Annotated in this window: 18 protein-coding genes; 13 read left to right on the top strand and 5 right to left on the bottom strand. The window is 53.9% G+C overall.

All coding sequences use genetic code 11. The annotated features are described in order from the left end of the window. Window positions 1-76: 76 nt before the first annotated feature. Entirely contained in the window at window positions 77-2,161 is a 2,085-nt protein-coding gene (locus JUK32_RS07490) for a glycoside hydrolase family 10 protein (protein WP_204138224.1), read from the top strand. 346 nt (window positions 2,162-2,507) lie between these two features. Here JUK32_RS07490 and JUK32_RS07485 read toward each other — a convergent pair whose 3' ends face one another. Both JUK32_RS07485 and JUK32_RS07480 read right to left on the bottom strand, forming a co-directional pair. After that, the gene (locus tag JUK32_RS07485) at window positions 2,508-4,097 is read right to left on the bottom strand and encodes a glycoside hydrolase family 57 protein (protein WP_204138223.1); all 1,590 of its coding nucleotides are present in this window, start codon (window positions 4,095-4,097) and stop codon (window positions 2,508-2,510) included. A 776-nt stretch (window positions 4,098-4,873) separates the two neighbouring features. Continuing rightward, the gene (locus tag JUK32_RS07480) at window positions 4,874-5,218 is read right to left on the bottom strand and encodes a hypothetical protein (RefSeq protein ID WP_204138230.1); all 345 of its coding nucleotides are present in this window, start codon (window positions 5,216-5,218) and stop codon (window positions 4,874-4,876) included. A gap of 378 nt (window positions 5,219-5,596) precedes the next feature. Between JUK32_RS07480 and JUK32_RS07475 the strand changes: the two genes are divergently transcribed. The 9 genes from JUK32_RS07475 to JUK32_RS07435 all read left to right on the top strand — a co-directional run bounded on the left by JUK32_RS07475 (window position 5,597) and on the right by JUK32_RS07435 (window position 12,130). Continuing rightward, window positions 5,597-5,959, top strand: coding sequence for an STAS domain-containing protein (locus JUK32_RS07475; protein ID WP_204138229.1), 363 nt, complete (start codon window positions 5,597-5,599; stop codon window positions 5,957-5,959). 46 nt (window positions 5,960-6,005) lie between these two features. Beyond that, window positions 6,006-6,497 (top strand): Mini-ribonuclease 3, encoded by a 492-nt coding sequence (locus tag JUK32_RS07470; RefSeq protein WP_239112423.1) that lies wholly within the window; start codon window positions 6,006-6,008, stop codon window positions 6,495-6,497. 86 nt (window positions 6,498-6,583) lie between these two features. Beyond that, a complete protein-coding gene (gene rlmB, locus JUK32_RS07465; RefSeq protein WP_204138222.1) occupies window positions 6,584-7,603 on the top strand; it encodes a 23S rRNA (guanosine(2251)-2'-O)-methyltransferase RlmB in 1,020 nt (339 codons plus the stop codon). Between the two features lie 81 nt (window positions 7,604-7,684). After that, window positions 7,685-7,981: a DUF1816 domain-containing protein gene (locus JUK32_RS07460; protein ID WP_204138221.1), complete on the top strand. Its 297-nt coding sequence runs from the start codon at window positions 7,685-7,687 to the stop codon at window positions 7,979-7,981. 256 nt (window positions 7,982-8,237) lie between these two features. Beyond that, entirely contained in the window at window positions 8,238-9,356 is a 1,119-nt protein-coding gene (gene nuoH, locus JUK32_RS07455) for an NADH-quinone oxidoreductase subunit NuoH (protein ID WP_204138220.1), read from the top strand. A gap of 60 nt (window positions 9,357-9,416) precedes the next feature. Further along, window positions 9,417-10,019: an NAD(P)H-quinone oxidoreductase subunit I gene (gene ndhI / locus JUK32_RS07450; RefSeq protein ID WP_204138227.1), complete on the top strand. Its 603-nt coding sequence runs from the start codon at window positions 9,417-9,419 to the stop codon at window positions 10,017-10,019. 63 nt (window positions 10,020-10,082) lie between these two features. After that, complete coding sequence (locus JUK32_RS07445; protein WP_204138219.1) at window positions 10,083-10,700, top strand: NADH-quinone oxidoreductase subunit J; 618 nt, start codon at window positions 10,083-10,085, stop codon at window positions 10,698-10,700. A 130-nt stretch (window positions 10,701-10,830) separates the two neighbouring features. Continuing rightward, on the top strand, window positions 10,831-11,139 hold the full coding sequence (nuoK, locus tag JUK32_RS07440) for an NADH-quinone oxidoreductase subunit NuoK (protein ID WP_239112422.1): 309 nt from the start codon (window positions 10,831-10,833) through the stop codon (window positions 11,137-11,139). 73 nt (window positions 11,140-11,212) lie between these two features. Then, the gene (locus tag JUK32_RS07435) at window positions 11,213-12,130 is read left to right on the top strand and encodes an NAD(+) kinase (protein WP_204138218.1); all 918 of its coding nucleotides are present in this window, start codon (window positions 11,213-11,215) and stop codon (window positions 12,128-12,130) included. Between the two features lie 509 nt (window positions 12,131-12,639). Here the strand turns inward: JUK32_RS07435 and JUK32_RS07430 are convergent. Both JUK32_RS07430 and ggt read right to left on the bottom strand, forming a co-directional pair. Next, window positions 12,640-12,990, bottom strand: a complete 351-nt coding sequence (locus tag JUK32_RS07430; protein ID WP_204138217.1) for a hypothetical protein — start codon at window positions 12,988-12,990, stop codon at window positions 12,640-12,642. Between the two features lie 739 nt (window positions 12,991-13,729). Beyond that, window positions 13,730-15,295, bottom strand: a complete 1,566-nt coding sequence (gene ggt, locus JUK32_RS07425; RefSeq protein WP_204138225.1) for a gamma-glutamyltransferase — start codon at window positions 15,293-15,295, stop codon at window positions 13,730-13,732. Window positions 15,296-15,486: 191 nt separating this feature from the next. Here ggt and JUK32_RS07420 point away from each other — a divergent pair, with 191 nt between their 5' ends. The 3 genes from JUK32_RS07420 to JUK32_RS07410 all read left to right on the top strand — a co-directional run bounded on the left by JUK32_RS07420 (window position 15,487) and on the right by JUK32_RS07410 (window position 17,683). Then, entirely contained in the window at window positions 15,487-16,320 is an 834-nt protein-coding gene (locus JUK32_RS07420) for an SDR family oxidoreductase (protein ID WP_309224507.1), read from the top strand. Between the two features lie 229 nt (window positions 16,321-16,549). Continuing rightward, window positions 16,550-16,948, top strand: a complete 399-nt coding sequence (locus JUK32_RS07415) for a Rieske 2Fe-2S domain-containing protein (RefSeq protein ID WP_204138215.1) — start codon at window positions 16,550-16,552, stop codon at window positions 16,946-16,948. Window positions 16,949-17,431: 483 nt separating this feature from the next. Beyond that, window positions 17,432-17,683: a hypothetical protein gene (locus JUK32_RS07410; protein WP_204138214.1), complete on the top strand. Its 252-nt coding sequence runs from the start codon at window positions 17,432-17,434 to the stop codon at window positions 17,681-17,683. An 11-nt stretch (window positions 17,684-17,694) separates the two neighbouring features. Here the strand turns inward: JUK32_RS07410 and JUK32_RS07405 are convergent, their stop codons facing one another. Beyond that, entirely contained in the window at window positions 17,695-20,691 is a 2,997-nt protein-coding gene (locus JUK32_RS07405; RefSeq protein WP_204138213.1) for an EAL domain-containing protein, read from the bottom strand. Window positions 20,692-20,772 lie beyond the last annotated feature (81 nt).

Below are 20,772 nucleotides of genomic sequence, written 5' to 3'. Positions count from 1 at the left end.
GGGGAGTTCAGTCATGACCAAAGCCTAACATCCTCTGCTAGCTCATCGCTTGAGTCAACCTGGTTGAGCAATTACTATGCGTAAGTTGGCAAAATTGGGTTTGTGGTGTCTGTCTGGAGTGGTTGTGAGCTGGCTGCTGGTCAATGCCGTCCCAGCTGGGGGAGCGATTTCCCCGACGGATTCATTACCGACAGAATTAACGACTCCGCATCTGGGCGATCGCGCGATCGCTCAAAATCGCACTCGCCTCGGCATTCCCCAAGATCTCGACCCGGCCACGCTGCCCGATTTTCCTTCTCGTGACTTGCAAGGCAATTCCCGCGACCCGGCCGACCAGATTGCCCCGCCGGGGCTGTTAGTACGCCCGGGCGATGCGCCGATCTCTTACTTTTTCGGCATCCGCATGGAACAGGAATTAGATAGCCTCGTGGGGCGTTACGAAAGTGCGCTCTTTGCGGCCAATGCCGCGACCCAGCCCATCGAAGTCCGCCTGCCAGAAGAGAGTGAATCGATCGCTTCAACTGATAACAAAACTCGCGTAGCGAGTACCGAACTCGCCGCCGTGAGTACCCCCGCCCTCGAAACAGCCCGCCAACTCAAGCAAGACTGGCCCGACTTACTCGCCACCGAAGCCTATGGCGAAGCTCGCCGCCGCTGGCTAGACGTCCGAGATGCCCTGTGGGCGGGCTTTCCCCTCGATCGGCCCTTTGCCCAAGCCGAAATTCGCGCCATGTGGCTCGATCGCGGCAGCATCGTCCGCGCCGGCTCCCGAGCGGGCTTGGCTCGCCTGTTTGACAACATGCAGACAGCGGGCATCAACACCGTCTTTCTCGAAACGATGAATGCGGGATTCCCGATTTACCCCAGTCGGGTCGCGCCCCAGCAAAATCCGCTCACCCAAGGGTGGGATCCGTTAGCCGATGCGGTGGAACTTGCTCACGCGCGCAATATGGATTTGCACGCCTGGATCTGGATCTTTGCCGCTGGCAATTTACGCCACAATGCCATTTTGGCGAAGTCCGATCAGTTTTTAGGCCCGTCGCTGGCAGCTAACCCCGATTGGGTGGGTTACGACCAAGCCGGGAGTCCGATTCCCCTTGGGCAGACCAAACCGTTTTACGATCCTGCTAATCCAGAGCTGCGCGATTACTTGCTGCGGTTAGAAGCGGAGATCATCACTAACTACGACGTGGATGGTTTGCAACTCGATTACATTCGCTATCCTTTTCAAGACCCGTCGGCTGAGCGCACCTACGGTTATGGTGACGCCGCCCGCCGCGCCTTTCAACAACAAACTGGCGTTGACCCGACCAATCTCACGCCCCTGGTGGATCCCTGGTTGCCTCGGGAAGAACGCGATCGCCTCAACGACCTCTGGCAGGCGTGGAACGACTTTCGCATCGAGCAAGTCACCAGCTTTGTCGCCGAAACCTCAGAATTGGTGCGTCGAGAGCGTCCCGACATCACGCTCTCGGTGGCGGTCTTTGCGATGTCTGAGGAAGAGCGACTGCTCAAAATTCAACAAGACTGGAATACCTGGGCCGAACAAGGACTCGTCGACTGGATTGTGTTGATGAGCTACGCTCAAGACGCCAACCGCTTTTCCGAATTAATTACCCCGTGGGTGGTTGATCAGTCCTATGATTCCACACTGGTGATTCCGGGGTTGCGGCTGCTGAGTATGCCGCTGCCGGTCATGATTGATCAGCTGCAAACCCTGCGGGATATGCCCGCGACCGGGTATGCCTTATTTGCCACCGACAATCTCGATGACCGCATCCGCTCCATGCTCAATACCACCCAAGGCCAACATCAAAGCCTGATCCCTCAGCAAACGCCCTATGCCACCGCTGCCGCCCGCTACCGAGCCTTGCAACAGGAATGGAATTGGCTGCTGGTCAATGGCCTCATCACCCTGCAACCGCGCCTGGCGGAACGCTGGGTGACTGAAGTGAATGCGGTCGGAGCCAGTCTGGATGCCCTGGCAAATGATCCTGGTGGATCCGTTGCCGCCGTACAAGCTCAGGTCACGGAGTTGCAGCGCACGATTGGAGCGGGAGTCACCCTCTCTACCACCACCACGCCGGAATATCGGTTAAACACTTGGAAAAATCGCCTGGAAGCCATCAATCGCTTCCTGGCCTATGGCGCTCAACCGTAGCCCGCTTTGGGGCTGGCTGGCAAATGAAATATCCGTGAATCGAGCTTTGCCTCCGCTCAAAGATCAACCCTAGCAGGTTGAATGAAAGCAAAACCGGGTTGAGCGGAGACATCATTTATTCCGCATCCGTTTCTAGAATCCCCGATTCCCCGCAAGGCTAACAACGTTGGCCCGGAGTCTATCGAAGGGCTTCGATAAGCTCAGCCCGTCCGGAGTCATGGCTGAAAACGGGAGCAGGCTAATCGGATTTATTCTTAGCGGTCGCTTTTAAGCGTCGGTCTGTCGATCGCCCAAGGTCCCCTGCCAAGGGCAAGCTTTGGGCGATCGACAGCACCAGTGCTGGCATTTACAGCGATCGGTAAACCCGGTAATTGATATTGGGGAAAATATTGTCGATCGCTTCCAGCTTCACCAGCCAGCCCGAGTCGATTTTGCCCGCGTTAATGTCTTCCCAGAGCTTGGTAAAGCGGGAGAGGTGCGATCGCGTTCGCCGTACGGCATAGGGCACCATCGTCCCCGTCCGCATAATAAAGGCCCAGTCTGACGATTGCGCCAGCAACAACTCGCGGGCAGCCTGATTCAGGGCTCGCCATTCCAGGTCATCGGCCGGTTCCCGCTTCGCCAGGTCAATCATCCGCTCCGCCGCCTTGTGCAAATGCGGATAAATCCAGGAATTGGTTTCGTTCAGCCAATATTCATGGAAGCCCTTGTAGCCCCAACTCGACTGGGAAGGCTTCGCCACTTGCTGCGTCGGATTATGCTGCAAATAGTCCGCCAGGTGCGTCATTTCATAGGTGCCCTGGTCAAACCAGGTCTTGCGGAAGAGATAGTCGAGGAACCATGGCCCCTCATACCACCAGTGACCAAAGAGCTCGGCATCGTAAGGAGACACGATCACCGGGGGACGTTGCATAATGCCGTGCAAATGCTCGACCTGCCGCTCCCGGTTAAACATAAAATTAGCCGCGTGCTCCGCCGCTTTTTCCCGCGCCCAATAGGGGTCGTACCAGTCTTTGTCGGATAGGCCGAGCCCCTTGCCCGTGATTTTGTGATACTTAATGCCGACGTTTTTGCGCTGCCCATTCGGCATCACATAGGGCTTGATGTACTCATACTCGGCATCCCAGCCCAGGTCACGATAAAACTCGCGATATTCCGCCGCGCCCGGATAGCCCACCTGAGAAGACCACACCTGCTGCGACGACTCATGATCGCGACCAAAGGCGGCCACCCCAGTTTCCGTATAAATGGGCGAGTAGGAACCAAACCGGGGCCGGGGTCGGGCATACAAAATGCCGTGACCATCCGTTAAGAAGTAGCGCAGTCCGGCATCAGCCAGCATCCGCTCGACGCCTTCGTAGTAGGCACATTCCGGTAGCCAAATGCCATTGGGAGGGCGATCAAAATGCTCAGCATAGCTTTCCACCGCCACTTGCACTTGCGCCCACACCGCCTCGGGATACATCTTCATCAGCGGCAGGTAACCGTGGGTGGCTCCGCAGGTAATGATTTCTAAATTATTGCTGTCTTGATATTGTTTGAAGGCTTTGACGAGGTCGCCATCGTACTGCTCCCAGATCTCGCGGACGTGACTAAATTCCTGGGCATAGTGCTCTGCCAGATAGCGCAAGTGCCCATTATGCTCATTGCGGTCTACCTCCATCTCGATCAGTTTTTCGAGCTGGCTGAGGTGCTCGTCATAGCGCTCTTGCAGCAGCGGATCTCGCAGCATCGACACTAAGGGCGGTGTCATGCTCATGGTCAACTTAAAGTCAACGCCATCCCGCTTCAGTCCCTCAAACATGGTGATGAGAGGAATATATGTCTCCGTGATTGCCTCAAACAGCCACTCTTCTTCCAGCACGAAGTCACTTTCTGGGTGACGCACAAAGGGTAAGTGAGCGTGCAAGACAAGGGCGAGATATCCGGTACTCATAGCGGTTAATTTTCTCTACTGGATGGATGGAGACGAAGCTGGGCTGACACCACGAAAGTATTGGACAGATTGTAAAGCAAATCTAAACCTTCGATAAGCCTCTCAACGAATCGCTTGTGCAGTCTAGATCCTGAGCGGAGTCAACCGCGATCGCCCGCGGTCAAGTGCCAGAGCTGCTACCGTTGCCGCCGCCTGCCGCTCAGTCATCGCCATCTCTCATCATTTCATCCAAGGCCGCCGACTTTTCTTCACTGAATTGCGACTAGTACAGCTCGGCGTAAATTCGCTCACCCATTGGCCCACTCTTCGAGAAGCCGCTTTGCGTCTACACCCTAAATCTCTCGCCCAATGCTGGGAGAGGAACTTCAAGCCGCTCGCTCCCCTTCTCCCAGTTTTGGAAGAAGGGGTTGGGGAATATAGAGCGATGTAGAGCTTTGCTCTTCCCGAAGAATGGGATCGGGATCGAGATTTATGCCGCCGAGTACTAGGCATCATCAAAGATTTGATCAGCCAGACTTATCAATTATCAGCCAACGAGTTGATGCTAACGAAGGAGGAGGTGACGCTATCTACCACTACTTCGCCATAGCGCAGCTGATTCACCCATGCTTGCGTCCAGTCACTCTTTAAAGATGCGTCGATTTATGCTTGAGGTTCTCCGTTATCATCGCCCCTTGGACCAAAGAGCTACGAACATTTTGCCTCAAGATCCCCTTCTCAAAAGAAAGAGAATTAGGGGATCAGTCCGTAGGAAAGTAAGTTAACCAGATATCGCTTTATGGGGCAACTGATTCCACTCCGGTTTTGCAGATGGGCACCAATGCCCCTTGAGGCGTCAACCCCAGCAGCATGGCATCGCCGGGGGCGATCGCTTGTCCCGTGACCAAACATCGTTCGGCGCGCTCCGCCGTCGCAGGAATCGTGGCCCGAATGTCTTGTCGTTGCAGGATCCCCGTCGGTCTGCCCGATTGCTGTTCCACATAGGCCCATAAAACTTCCCGAATGAGCGCTTGATAGCCGCGATTGCCCGCGATCGCCTTCAAGCTTTCTTTCAGCTCTTTTTCCAGGCGGATGCTAGTCACTTCCATATCAGTGGTGGATGCACGGGAAAGGGTCGGCATGGGTGAAGACATCTCCAAAGACTCAACGATGTGTTCTGAATAGCTACTGTATAGTCTAATTACTTTTATGCTACAGGTGTAGTATTCAGCAATAAAGTAACAGATTTTCAGGCTGTGGTGTGAACTGCTTATTGCTAACCGCCACTGGCGAGCGACCGGATGCAGCTCGATCATTGACGCTTCCCAGCCGTTCCTAACAGGGAAGTTTGCAAAATTTCATGGCATAACTACTAATAATGACTACCTTCAGGTCGCGGTCGTACCTCGAAAGACCCTCTATGCGACGGTTTGACTGGCTTAAGCAGGAAGCTTGCGATTCCAAAAGTCCTGCCTTATACTTAGGGCTCAAATTCTGAGTAACCCACTGGGAGGTTTCCCATCGCTGAACAGCTGACCCTGACCGTAAGTTTAAGAGGCACCAGAGAGGTTAGGGCTAATTGTCAAATATTTCGCCTCACTGGACTCTTGGACGCTTTCTCAGAACCGACGTTTCGTAAGGTGATGGGAAACTACGTAACCCAAGGCCCCAGCAACTTGGTTCTGGATCTTTCTGGAATCGATTTCGTTGATAGCTCTGGCCTGGGAGCGTTGGTGCAACTGGTCAAAAAAGCTAAGGATGCTCAAGGCAGCCTACAGTTGATTGCGAATCCTCGCGTGATGCAGACGGTCAAGTTGGTGCGTCTGGAAAAATTTCTAGCTATTCAACCGTCGGTGGATGAGGCGGTCGCTAACCTCGGTTAGTTTTAAACCTGTGGGTAGCACTTTGGGCAGAGCTCAAGGAAACTTTATGGCTCAAGAATCCCAAAACGTCCCTGTCACCAGTCTGGCCATGGACTTGGGTGACTTGTTGCGGCCCGCCTACGGGGCTGATCAGTGCCCAGAAACGCAGCTGCGATCGCTATCGCCCTTGGCGCTAGCCTATGTGGGTGACGCCGTATTTGAGCTCTTTGTGCGGAGTCGGTTGCTTTGGCCCCCACAGCAGGTGCGCACGTTTCATCGGCAAGTGGTCAGCCATGTGCGTGCTGAACAGCAGGCACAGTATTTAGAGTGCCTGCAACCGCACTTATCGACGGCAGAAAAAGATATTCTGCGTCGGGCTCGCAATGCGGCTTCTGGACGCAAGGTGCGTTCTAGCCTGCGCGATTATCGGCAAGCAACTGCCTTGGAAGCATTGCTAGGCTATCTCTATCTCACCGATGCCCAGCGGTTAATCGAAGTCTTGTCCTATCTGCCCATCACTCCAGACGCGATGCCGGCAGGGGCCTCGCCACCCTCCTGAACCTGGGCTCTTGAATCTGGGCAACCGGAGCAGCTCTAACCTGCTAGTCCGCGTGCCCCTATCTGTCTTATTTGGATGTAGATGTTATGAGTGATCGCCCCAAACCCATTAAAAAATCTGCTGGCTCTGGCCCTTCGTCTAGCCGACCGCAAAAACGTAGTGGTGGTAAACGGTACAGCCAAGATCGCTTTTCGCGTAAGCCTCGGGGTGATCGTCGCTCTGTGGGGCCGCGTCGGAGCGATCGCTCCCGACCCGCTAAACCCGTGAAGCGCGACCAGCCCGAACCCGTTGTGCAGCACGATCCCCAGGCTGAAATCGAGGGGGTGCAAGAATCTCCCGATATGATTTTTGGTCGCCACGCCATCCAAGCTGCCCTGGAAGGGGAACGCACCCTTAATCGCCTTTGGATCAACGATCGTTATCGATTTGACGGGCGGTTTTTGCCCCTGATTAATGACGCCAAAGCCAACGGTGTGGTGGTGGATGAAGTCGATCAGCGACGCCTCAACCAACTTGCTCAGGGCCAAAACCACCAGGGGATCATTGCCCAAGCTGCGGCCTATGACTATTGGGAACTCGACACCCTGATCACCCACGCCAAAGCAGCCACCACACGCCCCGTGTTGCTGGCGGCGGACAGCATCACTGATCCCCATAATTTAGGGGCCATCATTCGCACCGCCGAAGCCCTTGGTGCCCAAGGGCTGATCATTCCTCAGCGGCGGGCGGCGGGCGTCACCTCAACGGTGGCCAAGGTCGCGACCGGAGCGATCGAGCACCTGCCCATTGCGCGGGTCGTGAATCTGCGACAGGCCCTCGAAACCCTAAAAACCGAAAACTTTTGGATTTACGGCCTCGCCGCCGAGGCAAATCGTTCACTACACACAGTTGAATTTAGTGGTGCTACGGTACTCGTAATAGGAGCAGAAGGCGACGGGCTGAGCTTACTGGTGCAGCAAAGCTGTGACGAAGTTGTCGCCATTCCCTTGGCGGGCAAAACGGCTAGCCTAAATGCCTCGGTTGCTACAGGCATGGCCCTCTACGAGATTTATCGTCAACAGTGGATGGGACGGTTAAATCTAAATTCTTTGCCAAAAGCAAAGTGACAGAGTATAAACATTCTGGAATAGGGTAATTCCCCTGCTCCAGTCGAAATTGCAGAAAGCAGAGTTTGATGGGTACACAGTATGGCAAATCTGTTTAAGAAGCTAATTGGTTTATTTAGTGGCTCGGGGCAACAGTGGTGGCTTGAGATTAAAACCGCTGAACCCGCTTGCACCTACTATTTTGGGCCGTTTGATATCGAACAAGAAGCCCAGATACAGCAAAAAGGGTACATTGAAGACCTACAGCAAGAAGGGTCAAAGGTGTTGTCTGCCAAAGCGGTCGCACTAGACACGCCGCCCCAGCAGCTCACGGTTTATGAAGAGGGCATGGATGGTCAAGCGCCCGATCCCACCCCAGTTTACAGTGGTCAATCATGAAGACACGCCCCTGGGAGCGGCCAGCAAGGCCAGGTTGACACAGTAGTCATCGCTAAATTTCAGAAACGCGGAGCAGATCATGGTCTACTTCGCATTTTTGCGTGGATCGCCGCCCGCCATTGACGTGATTTATGAGCCATCTCTATACCCAAGGGCAGAACTTCCTATCAGCAAAGGGTGGTGGCGTTACGTCCGGGCGATATACTGATCACTGTAACGAAATGCTTACTAATCGCTGACGTATTGAGACTTTCGCATGAGCCAGGGAATTGATCTCCAAGGAAGCTTTGTCGAACTCTTGACCCAGTTCGGTTTACCAGCAGGGGTAGCCAAAGCTATGTGGCTACCCCTGCCCATGACACTGATCCTCCTAGCCGCAACGGTCAGTATTTTTGTCACCGTCTGGCTAGAGCGAAAAATTTCTGCCGCGGCCCAGCAGCGCATCGGTCCGGAATTTGCAGGGCCACTGGGCACGTTGCAAGCCGCCGCCGATGGCATCAAGCTTTTATTTAAAGAAGATATTGTGCCCGCTAAGGCCGACACCATTTTGTTTACCCTAGGCCCGGCCCTGGTGGTGATTCCGGTGTTCCTTTCCCTCCTCATCATTCCTTTTGGCCAAAACCTGGTCATTACGGACATCGGTGTCGGCATTTTTCTTTGGATTGCCCTATCCAGCATTACGCCGATTGGTCTGTTGATGTCGGGCTATTCCTCCAACAACAAGTATTCCTTGTTAGGGGGACTGCGGGCGGCAGCTCAATCTATTAGCTACGAAATTCCCCTAGCGTTAGCTGTACTCGCGATCGTTCTCATGTCGAATAGCTTGAGCACCATTGATATCGTCGAGCAGCAGTCAGGTTATGGCATCTTAGGCTGGAATGTCTGGCGACAGCCCGTGGGCTTCCTCATTTTCTGGATCGCTGCTTTAGCCGAGTGTGAGCGCTTGCCTTTTGACTTACCGGAAGCGGAAGAAGAATTGGTGGCCGGTTATCAAACTGAGTATACCGGTATGAAGTTTGGCCTATTCTATGTGGGTTCCTATGTCAATTTGGTGTTGTCAGCGCTGATTTTTTCCATCCTTTACTTGGGCGGTTGGGAATCACCGATTTCCGTCGACCTGTTGTCTGGTCTGTTTGGCGTCAGTGAAACGACGCCTTGGCTACAGGTCATCACTGCGGCGATCGGCATCGTAATGACGGTGGTCAAAGCCTACCTGCTGGTCTTCTTAGCGGTGCTGCTCCGTTGGACGGTACCCCGCGTGCGGATTGACCAGTTACTCGATTTAGGCTGGAAGTTCCTACTGCCGGTGGCTCTGGTGAATCTGTTGCTCACTGCTGCCCTCAAAATCACCTTCCCGGTAGCCTTTGGCGGCTGATCGGCGATCGCCCAACGCCACCCTTCATTTGTCGTTATTACCCAGCAACCAATCACCATGTTGAACTTTCTAAAACAAGTCGGCGACTACGCTAAAGAGAGCGTTCAAGCGGCTAAGTACATTGGTCAAGGGTTGTCAGTCACCTTTGACCATATGCGGCGGCGGCCCGTCACCGTGCAATATCCCTACGAAAAAGTCATTCCTTCTGAGCGCTATCGCGGTCGCATTCACTTCGAATTTGATAAATGTATTTCTTGCGAAGTGTGTGTACGGGTCTGCCCGATCAACCTTCCCGTGGTGGATTGGGAATTTGACAAAGCCAGCAAGAAGAAAACTCTGAATCACTACAGTATCGATTTTGGCGTCTGCATCTTCTGCGGAAATTGTGTCGAGTATTGCCCGACTAACTGTCTCTCAATGACTGAAGAGTATGAGATGGCTGCTTATGATCGCCACGAACTGAATTACGATAACGTCGCTATGGGGCGTCTGCCTTATAAGGTCACCCAGGATCCGATGGTGACGCCGTTGCGGGAGTATGCCTACTTGCCCAAAGGAGTGACGGATCCCCATGATTTACCGGCGGGATCTCGACGAGCGGGTAAGCTGCCCCAAGAGCTTCTCGAAGAAGCTGAGTCAGCCACCAGTAATGCTGACAGCTAAGTTCCTGATCCCTCAACTATCGTCGAGGGATGATTTAGATGCCGTTCATTTGGAGTCACAACCGTGACACTTGCTGAAGGAGTTCAACTCGTACTGTTTGGCCTATTGGCCGCCCTGGTGATTGGTACAGCCCTGGGGGTTGTCCTGTTATCAAACATTGTCTATTCCGCCTTTTTGTTGGGAGGGGTATTCCTCAGCATTTCAGGGCTCTACGTTTTGCTGAATGCAGGCTTTGTCGCCGCCGCTCAGATTTTGATTTATGTCGGAGCTGTCAACGTTCTGATCCTGTTTGGAATCATGCTGGTGAATAAGAGCCAGCCATTTACCCCTGTCCGTCGTGGCTGGATTCGGCTTATTGCCACGGGTGGCGTTTGCTTGGGTCTGTTTGCGCTGCTATCCACGATGATTTTGGGCACGTCCTGGCAGCTTTCGACCGAGACACCGGTCGGCGACGGAGCAACGGTGCTGATCGGCATGCACTTTTTCTCTGACTTTTTATTGCCCTTTGAGTTGGCTTCGGTACTTTTGTTAATGGCACTAGTGGGAGCGATCATTCTGGCCCGCCGTGAGTTTGTTCCCGATGAGCCGCCCACTGATGCCATATCAGACGCTCTGAAACTACCTGAGCGACCCCGTGAATTAGTGCCAGCGGGGCGAGAGGGCAGCGAGTCGCCAGAATAGGATTGACCTCCCCTTCTGACCTGCGGCTTTTCTACAACAGAGGCAGCAGCTCATAGGGGCTCAGCAACCGCCTTTGACTCAGTTTTTTGCATAAAATTGCCCATCGTTTGGAAAAGGACAGCCTCGAACCATGATTCCTCTGGAGTTTTATTTGCTGTTGGCAGCGGCGCTATTTTGCATCGGCATTTACGGTTTGGTGACGAGTCGTAATGTTATTCGCGTCTTAATGTCGATTGAGCTGTTATTAAATGCGGTCAATATCAACTTGATGGCGTTTTCGAACTATCTTGATCCGGCGACTGCGACAGGTCAAGTGTTTACCGTATTTGTGATTTCGATCGCGGCGGCAGAGGCTGCTGTTGGGCTGGCGATTGTGCTGGCAATCTACCGCAACCGCGATACGGTCGATATGGAAGAATTCAACCTGCTGAAGTGGTAGGACTCGATTAACGTGCAATCTGAGACGACATCCTTAAAATGAGGGAGAACTCATTGGGAGCGATCGCCCGGTTGTGGAGTTAAATCAGGTCATCATTGCCTATAAGGCGGGTAATCAATTAAGCAAGAGCCAAGCCGAACTGTGTGCTCAGCAGTTAAACGAACTGGGTTGTAAAACCTTGGTCGGACCGAGTGGTCCCCGGGATAATCCCTATCCTGTGTTCTTGGCGTCGGCAGAGAAGAAAATAGATCTGGCCATCGTGCTAGGGGGAGACGGTACGGCTTTGGCGGCCGCGCGTAACTTGGCGGCCGATCATGTGCCCATTCTGGCCATTAACATCGGTGGCCATCTTGGCTTTCTAAGTGAGTCGCCCGAAGACACGGAATTTCCAGAAATGTGGCAGCGGGTCTTGGGCGATCGCTTTGCCGTACAGCGGCGCATGATGTTGCAGGCCCAGACCTTTAATGGAGATCGCTCCAACTTGGAGCCGGAAAGCGACACCTACCTCGCCCTGAACGAGATGTGCGTGAAGCCAGCGTCGCCAAATCGCATGATCACCTCCATTTTAGAAATGGAGATTGATGGTGAAGTCGTGGATCAATATCAGGGCGATGGTCTCCTCATTAGCACGCCGACCGGTTCGACAGGGTATACCGTAGCCGCCAATGGTCCGATCGTTCACCCCGGCATGGATGCACTGATTGTCACCCCGATTTGTCCCCTCAGCCTATCGAGTCGCCCCATAGTGTTGCCACCGGGTTGTGTCGTCAGCGTGTGGCCCTTAGCCGATCCAGAGCACAGCACCAAGTTATGGATGGATGGCGTGATGGCGACCGCCATTTGGCCGGGGCAACGAGTTGATGTACGGGTGGCCCCTGGCTGGGCAGAATTCATTATTTTGTCAAAAAAATATTCTTACTACCGCACCCTGCGCAGCAAACTCCAGTGGGCTGGGGCGCGGATTCGCTACGACAACAATCATCGCAATTAAGACAGTAGTAAGTGCTCCAGGATGGCTGTCCAGCCTTCCCCAAGTGCCTGAAATAAGGACGATCACTCTCAGTCACACTTCGCCGTTGCAGCCAAGAGTTGGCCGACAAAATCCAGAAGGTCGAGAGGTTCTAGGTCACTAAAGTCATCGTATGAATACAAATTCCACAATTCTTCGTTATTTAACTCTTCCTCAATTCAGACGATTGCTGCAATCAGGGTATTAACCTGCAGCGACCGAAAAATTGGATTTAGTGGCATCCTGTAGCATCTTTAATGGATAAGCAACTGGGCCTAGTTAAACGGTAACCTGATGGCTGATTTCGACTCCGCTCAATCAGCGATATTGCTGGGCAGTTCAGAAGTTGAAGTTTGAGCGGAGTTGAAACCCGTTTGTGAAATAATTATGCCTACCTACTTACAACCATGCACAAGTCTTAGCACCAGAACGAATCTTTCTTCATTACCATCGCAATTTATGGGGAGCGCATTTCTGCTTAGATAGGCCCATTATGCATCGGAGGTTTGATAGGCAGATGAGACCTCCGGTCGCAGGCTAAGATTGGCCTCTTCTGAAGGTGAAAAAAAGATAGAAGTTGCCAGGCTCAGCAAGGATAAAACGATTGCGCCTACCATAAAGCCGATAATTTTGTCTTGCCCTACTTGTGTAGCCTTATGTAGTTCTAGAGCCTGGACTTGCTTTTTGAGCGATTTAATTTCCTGTTGCTGCTGCTCAATTTGATACTGCTGCAAGCGAGCTTCAGATTGAATATTCTGACAAAAATTAGTCAATGATTCATAGTTTCCCGATGAATTAGAACTCAAAGAACCTGGATTAGAAGGATTAGAAAGTATGTTCATTTTTGTAGATGATGTCCCTTGCGGTTACATCCGAATTCTATGACCAGTAAAATAAGAAGCGATCAGCAAAAATAACTAATTTTTAGTCGCTGTCTCGTCAATATCCTCATCAGTAGTGGTGTCACCCCTCATGTAGTCATCACGGAAGAAACCTAAGGTATCTTCAAAGATTTCATCGGCAAAAGCACGGTGAGTTGAGTGATCTGTTCACTCCCATGGCGAAAACTGTTTCCAAACAGAGTTAAAACAGGCGCGCGATCGCTACCTTGATCGAACAGCTCAAATCCTAGAAGAGCTAGTGTCGCTAGCTTTTCGGCTTCGAGACGAGTCATGAATTGGACGATGAAGGGCTTTCAGCATTTTGACTGAGGGCATTAACGCCAGCTTGCATAAAAACACCGAGACACCCTGGCCGTAAAATTACGGTGGCATCGAAATTTAATTTACTCAAATTTCGAAATTGATACGGATGCCGGAGGATTGAGTTTGTTTTTTATGCTGAGCCAGGATCTGAAAACGGGTGACTTCACTGAGGACAGAGGCCGACAGTGCATAGATGTGATGCTGCGATCGCTCTTTAAGATATCTTCAGCTCAGGTCTGAGATCTCTTGGCTTCATCTGAAGTTTCGTCTATTCATGAGTTGCGCTGCTAGATCAGGTGGCGTCTCTAGATCAGACGGAGGGAGGCTGATGCTGACTCGGCGATCGGTATTGGCGGGCGAGTTGGCCCGCATCTCCTCAGGCAAACGCCACGGCCCCACCGCGACGGGCATCGCCAGCACCATGCAAGTCGCCCTGGGCATCGACCCCCACTGCATGAACGCCGCCGAAATACATATTTTGCTGCTGCCAGGGAATGACGGTGTCGGTGTCGGGTAAGTTGTTCAACGCAGTGAGGGGCAGATTTTTCCCCGGTTCTAGATGCAGGGTGCCCCGTTCCCAGTGAATGCGGGGGGCGGCGATCGCTTGCTCTAAGGGCATGCCAAAGTCCACCACGTTGGCAATGACCTGCAAAATTGCGGTGCGAATGCGATTCGACCCGCCCGAGCCGAGCACGAGTTCGGGCTGGCCATTTTGCAAAATCATGGTTGGGGCCATCATCGACGAAATGCGCTGATTCTCGGCCCATTGATGAAAGCCGTGGGGGTGCAGGTCTTCTTCACCCAGCATGTTGTTCAGCATCATGCCCGTCTGCGGCACGATGTAGGAAGAGCCCTCGCCATTGGAGGTCGTCACGCTGGCGGCGTTGCCCTCACGATCAATGACGCTGACGTGGGTGGTGCTGCCCAGGCGGTTCACCCGCTCTGCCAAGGTGGCTTGATAGGGCTGCAAATGGGCCTGCTGGAGAAATGCCGCCGCCACGTCGGGGTCGTACAGGCAGTGATCAAAGCCATGCCGACGAGCCGTATTGGTTAAGGTCATGACCTGACTCAAGCAGGCGAGGTGGCGATCGCTCCCCGGTGGGGTGCCCCCCCAGTCCAGCTGTTCCAAAAGTTTGAGGGCAAAGCCAATCAGCGTGCCGCCGGAACTGGGGGGCGGATTCGTCAGGAATGTAGTGTCGCGATACGCCAGACTTAATGGCTGCCGCTCGATGACGCGATATTGTTGCATATCCGCCAGGGTAAGATAGCCTCCTGCGGCGCGACAGTCGCGATCGATCTGCTGGGCGATCGCCCCTTCACTAAAGACCGCCGCCCCCTGCTCCACCATCAACTTCAGCGTCTTGGCAAAGTCGGGCATCGCCAGGGTATCGCCCGCTGTGAGCAGGTGCCCGTCCTGGGTGTACATCGCCTTAGCCGCCTCAGTAGCCGTCAAAATCGGGTCGAGTAATTCATACACGTAGGCCAAAAACGGATTCACCGTGACGCCCTGCTGCGCATGGTGAATGGCGGGTTCGGCGATCGCGGCCAGCGGCAACTTGCCCAAGCGTTCATGCACGTGCAGTAGGCCGACCACCGCTCCGGGTACCGCCATCGACCCCAGCCCAATGTGAAACTCCTGCACGGTGTCCCCAAAGTTGGCATAGATCGGGTAAAAGTTGGGGGCTTGTGAAAGACGATTACTCCGGGGCGTTTGGCTAAAAAAGTCGAACAGGCAGTTGTGGCCATCGCGGGTGTGGGCAAGCAAAAAACCGCCGCCACCAGCCGAAGTCAGCACCGACTCCGTGACCCAAGCTGTCATCACCGCCGCGATCGCCGCATCAAAGGCATTGCCCCCCTGCCGCAAAATCTCTGCCCCTGCTGCTGCCGTCAGGGCATGACCAGCGGCGACCACTCCCTTGCCAGTACCGCCGCGATGAGCCATCGTCACGGGTTCACCTCACAACGTCCAAAACCGTGCCCCTTACTCTACCGCTCTCGCGGAAATTCGAGCCAGGGGAATTGGGGATGACAAATTTGATTGGGCAGGAGGCGCAGGGCGACGGGGCGGGGTGGCTTGGTAAGATCGGCTCCACCGGGCAGGATGGGAAAATAGCGCTTCTGGGGAGGCAAAACGTGAACCAGCGTCGGGTGTTAATTACAGGATGTTCATCGGGGATTGGCCGATCGCTCTGTCAAGAATTTCATCGTCAGGGCGATATCGTCATCGCCACGGCCCGTCGGCCAGAATCCATTGCGGATTTGCAAGCGGCGGGCCTGTCCACCTATCCCTTGGATGTCACCGACGCCTCGCAGATCGGCCAACTCGTCGAGACGTTGCAGGCAGCGGGCCTGGTGCCGGATGTGTTGGTCAACAATGCGGGCTATGGCCTGTTTGGCCCAGTGATGGATTTGTCCCCTGAGGCGATCGCCGCCCAATTCGCCACCAATGTCACGGCCCCGATCCAGCTAGTGCAGGCGATCTCGCCTTTGATGAAGGCGCAAGGCGGCGGCCTAATTCTGAATATTGCCAGCGTTTCCAGTGTGTTCACTACGCCTTTTGCGGGGGCGTATGCGGGGTCGAAGGCCGCGCTACGGGCGTTCTCCGAAGCATTGAGAATGGAACTCGCCCCGTTTGGCATTCAGGTGGTGACGGTGCATCCCGGCGCGATCGCCTCTCAATTTGGTGACAATGCCCAGCTGCCAGCTGCCCCCTCCTGGTCTACAGACTCTTGGTACGCCCCCATCGCCGACCAAATCCAACGGCGAGCCACGTTATCGCAGCACAACGCCACCGCTAGCTCAGTCTTTGCCCAACAGTTGGTCAAGCGGGTCCATCAAGCCTCAATGCCGCCAGAAATCTGGCTGGGCAAAAAGAGTCTGCAACTGCCACTACTCAAACGTTGGCTGCCCACTCGTCTCCTCGATCGCTGGCAATCAAAACGCTTTGGCCTGAACCAGCTCGACTAAAGCGATCGCTCCGGGCGAGGCAAAAAAAAGATCCTACCGCCAAAGCCGCAGGATCTTAGAATCAGGGTGCATCTACCAGTTCAATAACCGCCGCTAAGCCCCCTGTATCCGGAAAGCGATCGAGAGTTCATCAAGGCTTTAAAAACCGGCTTAGGCATGGGCATTGAATAGGCATCGGCATTGAATTTAGTTAGAACATTGAAAAGGATGCAATTTATCTATTTCTTTGATGCAACCTGTTTTATCTGGAGCCCCCTGGTTAATTGCCCATCGCTCAATACTGGGCATCAACAAACCCTACCGAATCACCCTCAATGGTCGTGACTACGTGCTTTGGCAAAACACTCAAGGGCAGATATCAGCCTTAGAAAATGTCTGCCCCCACAGGCAAGCGCCCCTATCAGCAGGGTGGATTTGCCAAGAGCGAAATACCATCACCTGCCCATTTCATGCCCTAGAGTTCAATGCTGCTGGTCATCTCTACCAAAAAGACACCGACATCTTGAGTGCTCAGCCCCTAGCACATCCCTTAGACCTGACCATTCGCGACGATTTTATCTGGACCTACGGCAACTGCTCGCCGCCCAACCCATTACCGATCTGCCGAACCGCCTTACCCAAAACATGACTTTTATCGGTGTCGCCAGCAACCAACAAATTCAAGTCGATTTGCTGCGGACACTCCAAATCAATTACGACTTCAACCACGTCCATGTGGTGCATGGAGAGGGGAGCGTTCTGATACGAAGCTTTCCTTATTAAGTCGCCGTTGAGGTTGATGACCAGGCACCACACTGAAGCCGCAACTCAAAAACGGCTTGGCACCCGTCCATATTCCAAAAATCTCAGGAGAGAAAAGTAAATACATGATTTTCAAGCTTTTTGTCCCGTACTGAGTGCTCGGATACATTTCCTTACGGGGGTTTAGGGAGCGACCAAGAGCGGCCAAAACTCGGGAAATGATGACCTGGGGGAATAGGTGAGGCCGCGATCGCCCTGGACTAGCTGGCTAGCGGCTGGGGATGGCGAGCAACGGCCTCTCAGGTGAGATACAATTCGCAATCAAGCTGGCGACTATTATTTAAATGCGTTGAGGAGTGAGCGAGCGACTATGTGGGATCGGGTTTTAAATGGCCTCAACTGGCTACTCGTGGCCAATTTGTTCTTTGTGTTAGCGAGCTTTGGCTGGTTTGCGACCGCTGTGGTGGGGCGCAGCTTTAACGTCAACTTGGGATTAGAAACTTGGTACAGCCTCTGGATGCCCCTCTTTCAACCGGCGATTGGCGTTTTAATGGCGGGTGCGATCGCGATCGGAGTGCTGCGCTGGGTTGCCAATAAGTTAGAAGCCCTACGGTCTAGCTAGGGCGACCACTGCTACATGGAAATCTTTTGATAGAGCATTTGGGCAGCAGTGGCAGCGGGCACCGGGGTCGAAAACAAATAGCCTTGGCCCTGCTGGCAGCCTAATTGTTTGAGCCATTCCAATTGCTCGGGCGTTTCGATACCTTCGGCAATGGCCTCCAGGCCGAGCAGGTCGCTCAGTGCCACAATGGATTCGGCAATTACCTGGTTGCGGGCGTCGGTTTTGTCGGGGTTCACAAAGGCGCGATCGATTTTGAGGTAATCGACGGGTAGGCGACTAAGGTAACTCAGTGAAGAGTACCCGGTGCCAAAATCATCAATGCTGAGGCGAATGCCGAGCTGCTTGACCTGCGTGAGCAAGTCCTGCGTGATCTCGATGTTTTGCGCCAACATGCTTTCAGTGAGCTCAAGCACCAGGGTGTGGGGAGCAAGCTGGCTGGCGGCGAGCACGGCTTTGATTTGGCAGAGAAGATCAGGCTGTAGCTGCTGTACCGATAGGTTGACGCTCATCTTCAACGGCTTGTGGGGATGTTGTCGTTGCCAGTCCGCTAATTGGTGGCAGGCCGTGGATAACACCCATTGCCCCAGGGGCTTGATCAGTCCCGTTTCTTCCGCGATCGCAATAAACTCGCATGGCGAGACGAGCCCCCGCTGAGGGTGTTGCCAGCGCACCAACGCCTCAAACCCGATGACTTGCAAGGTATCGAGGGCGACGATGGGCTGGTAGTACAGCAACATTTCCGAGCGTTCCAGCGCTTTGCGCAGGTCTTGTTCGAGATGCAAGCGCTGGGTCACCCGGAAATGCATCGCGGGGTCAAAAATGGCATATTGAGCCCGACCGCTATGCTTAGCCCGATACATTGCCAGGTCGGCATCGCGCAATAAATCCACGCCATGTTCGTACTGGGCATCACCGGATACGATGCCGATACTCGTGGTGATGACCACTTCACGGTCGGCCACAATAAACGGCTGGCGTAGCGCTGCGAGAATACGCTCGGCAATGACGACGGCGTCTTGAATATGGTCAATTTCTTCAATCAGCATGACGAACTCGTCGCCGCCCAGCCGGGCCGCAAGGTCGGTGTCGCGAATAAACTGTACGAGCTGCTGAGCCACCGATATGAGCAGTTCGTCGCCGACCAAATGCCCCAGGCTGTCGTTCACTACCTTAAAGTTGTCGAGGTCTAAAAACAGCACTGCAAATTGAAAAGTTGAGTGTTGCTTTGACCGCTTTAGCGCCAAGTCTAGACGTTGCATCAGACGATCGCGGTTAGGCAGCGTGGTCAGACTATCGTGCAGCGCATCATACTTTAGCTGCTGCTCCATCTTCACGCGATCGCTCACATTTCGTGAGGTCGTTTGGACTTGCGAGACGGCTCCCTGCGCCTCAAACACCGGCTGCGATAATGTCTCCAGCCAAAGGTAACCGGCTGTTTTGTGGCGTATCCGATAAATTGCCCGCCCCGTGCGGCCTGCAAGCGCGGGAGCATGTAACTCTCGGCGCACAAGGTCGCAATCGTCAGGATGAATCAGTTCATAAGGATCACGTCCGATTAGTTCACTGGGAGCAAAGCCCAGCAGCGTCTGGCTCGACGGGGTGGCATAGGTGAAATGGCCGTCGAGGTGATGCAGGCAGACGAGATCCCGCATATTTTCAGTCACCAGGCGCAAACGTTCTTCGCTGTGCCGCAAGGCGGCCTCAACCTGCTTGAGATTGGTAATGTCGCGCCCGACGGATTGAATTTCGATGAGTTGCCCGATGTTATCAAACACACCTTCGTTGAGCCACTGAGTCCAACCGATGGTGCCCCCGGCACGGACATCGCGATTCTCAACAAAACAGCGAGGATTCTTGGGGGTTAACAAGGCTAGCTGCTTAAAGGCTTGACGTTGCAGATCATCAGGGTTGGCGAATTCCTCCCATCGCTTACCCACCACTTGCTCTGGGCTCAACCCGAGAGCCTCACAGAGCGCATCATTGGCAAAGGTGATGGTGGTGTCGGGCCGCGATCGCAAGATGAAATCCGTTTGGGCCTCGACCACTTGCCGATAGCGCACCTCGCTTTCTTGCAAGGCCAGTTCGGCCTGCTTGCGATCGCTAATATCGGTCACAAAGCCTTCGAGGTGATGCAGCTGGCCCTGCTCATCCCAAATGCCTTGGCCCCGCTCCCACACCCATTTAGTTTGGCCGGAGCGAGTGACCATGCGGTATTCACATTCGTAGGTCTCTTGGCGCTGCAAAGCTTGCTGCACCTGATGCCACACCCGAGCGTGATCGTAGCGATGTACCTGCTGGCCCAGCGTGATGTGACCCTCGACATAATCAGCCACCCGATATCCCGTCATGTCAGTAACGCCCTGACTAATAAAGTGCACGGGATAATCAGGGTGGTTAGCCACGCGGTAGACAAACCCTGGCAAGTTGCTGATCAGCGTGTTGAGGCGGCTCTCACTCGTTTTTAGAGCGATTTCTGCCTGTTTGCGATCGCTAATATCTATCACCAGCGAATCCCACACAATATCCCCGTTCATCTGCAGTTCCGGTCGCCCCGCCACCGCCAGCCATTTAGTTTGGCCAGAAGGTGTGATGATGCGCCACTGCCAAGACCAAGGTTCCAGTGTCCGCGCTGATTGCTCCACAGAACTCATGAAGGCACTGAGATCGTCCGGATGCACCATATCGCACAGTCTTTGCCAGTTCTGCTGGGCCGCTTCGGCAGTCACTTCCCAAATGTCGTAGCAGCCGGCACTCATATACGTCACGTCATCAGTGCCATCTACGTGCAGCACATATTGAAAGATCGCCCCGGGCAAATTGGCCGCCGTATTGCGAAAGCGCTGCTCACTCTGACGCAAAGCCGCTTCAATCTGCATCCGCTCGGTGATGTCGATGATCAGGCCATCCCAAGTGACATCCCCATGGGGTTGCTGTTCGGGTCGCGCGATGCCCTGCAACCATTTCACCTGACCATCAGCCAACAGCACCCGATATTGGGCTTGCCACACTTGCAACGCTCACTGGTGCAGAAAAGTTTTGGGAGCAAAGTATCGGTAGTCTCATCGTGAGAAAGTCGTCACTTTCGAGAA

The sequence above is a fragment of the Halomicronema sp. CCY15110 genome (assembly GCF_016888165.1).
GTDB lineage: Bacteria > Cyanobacteriota > Cyanobacteriia > Phormidesmidales > Phormidesmidaceae > Halomicronema.
The sequence above is the reverse complement of the archived record's forward strand: the minus strand, read 5'-3'. Positions and strand labels throughout refer to the sequence as shown.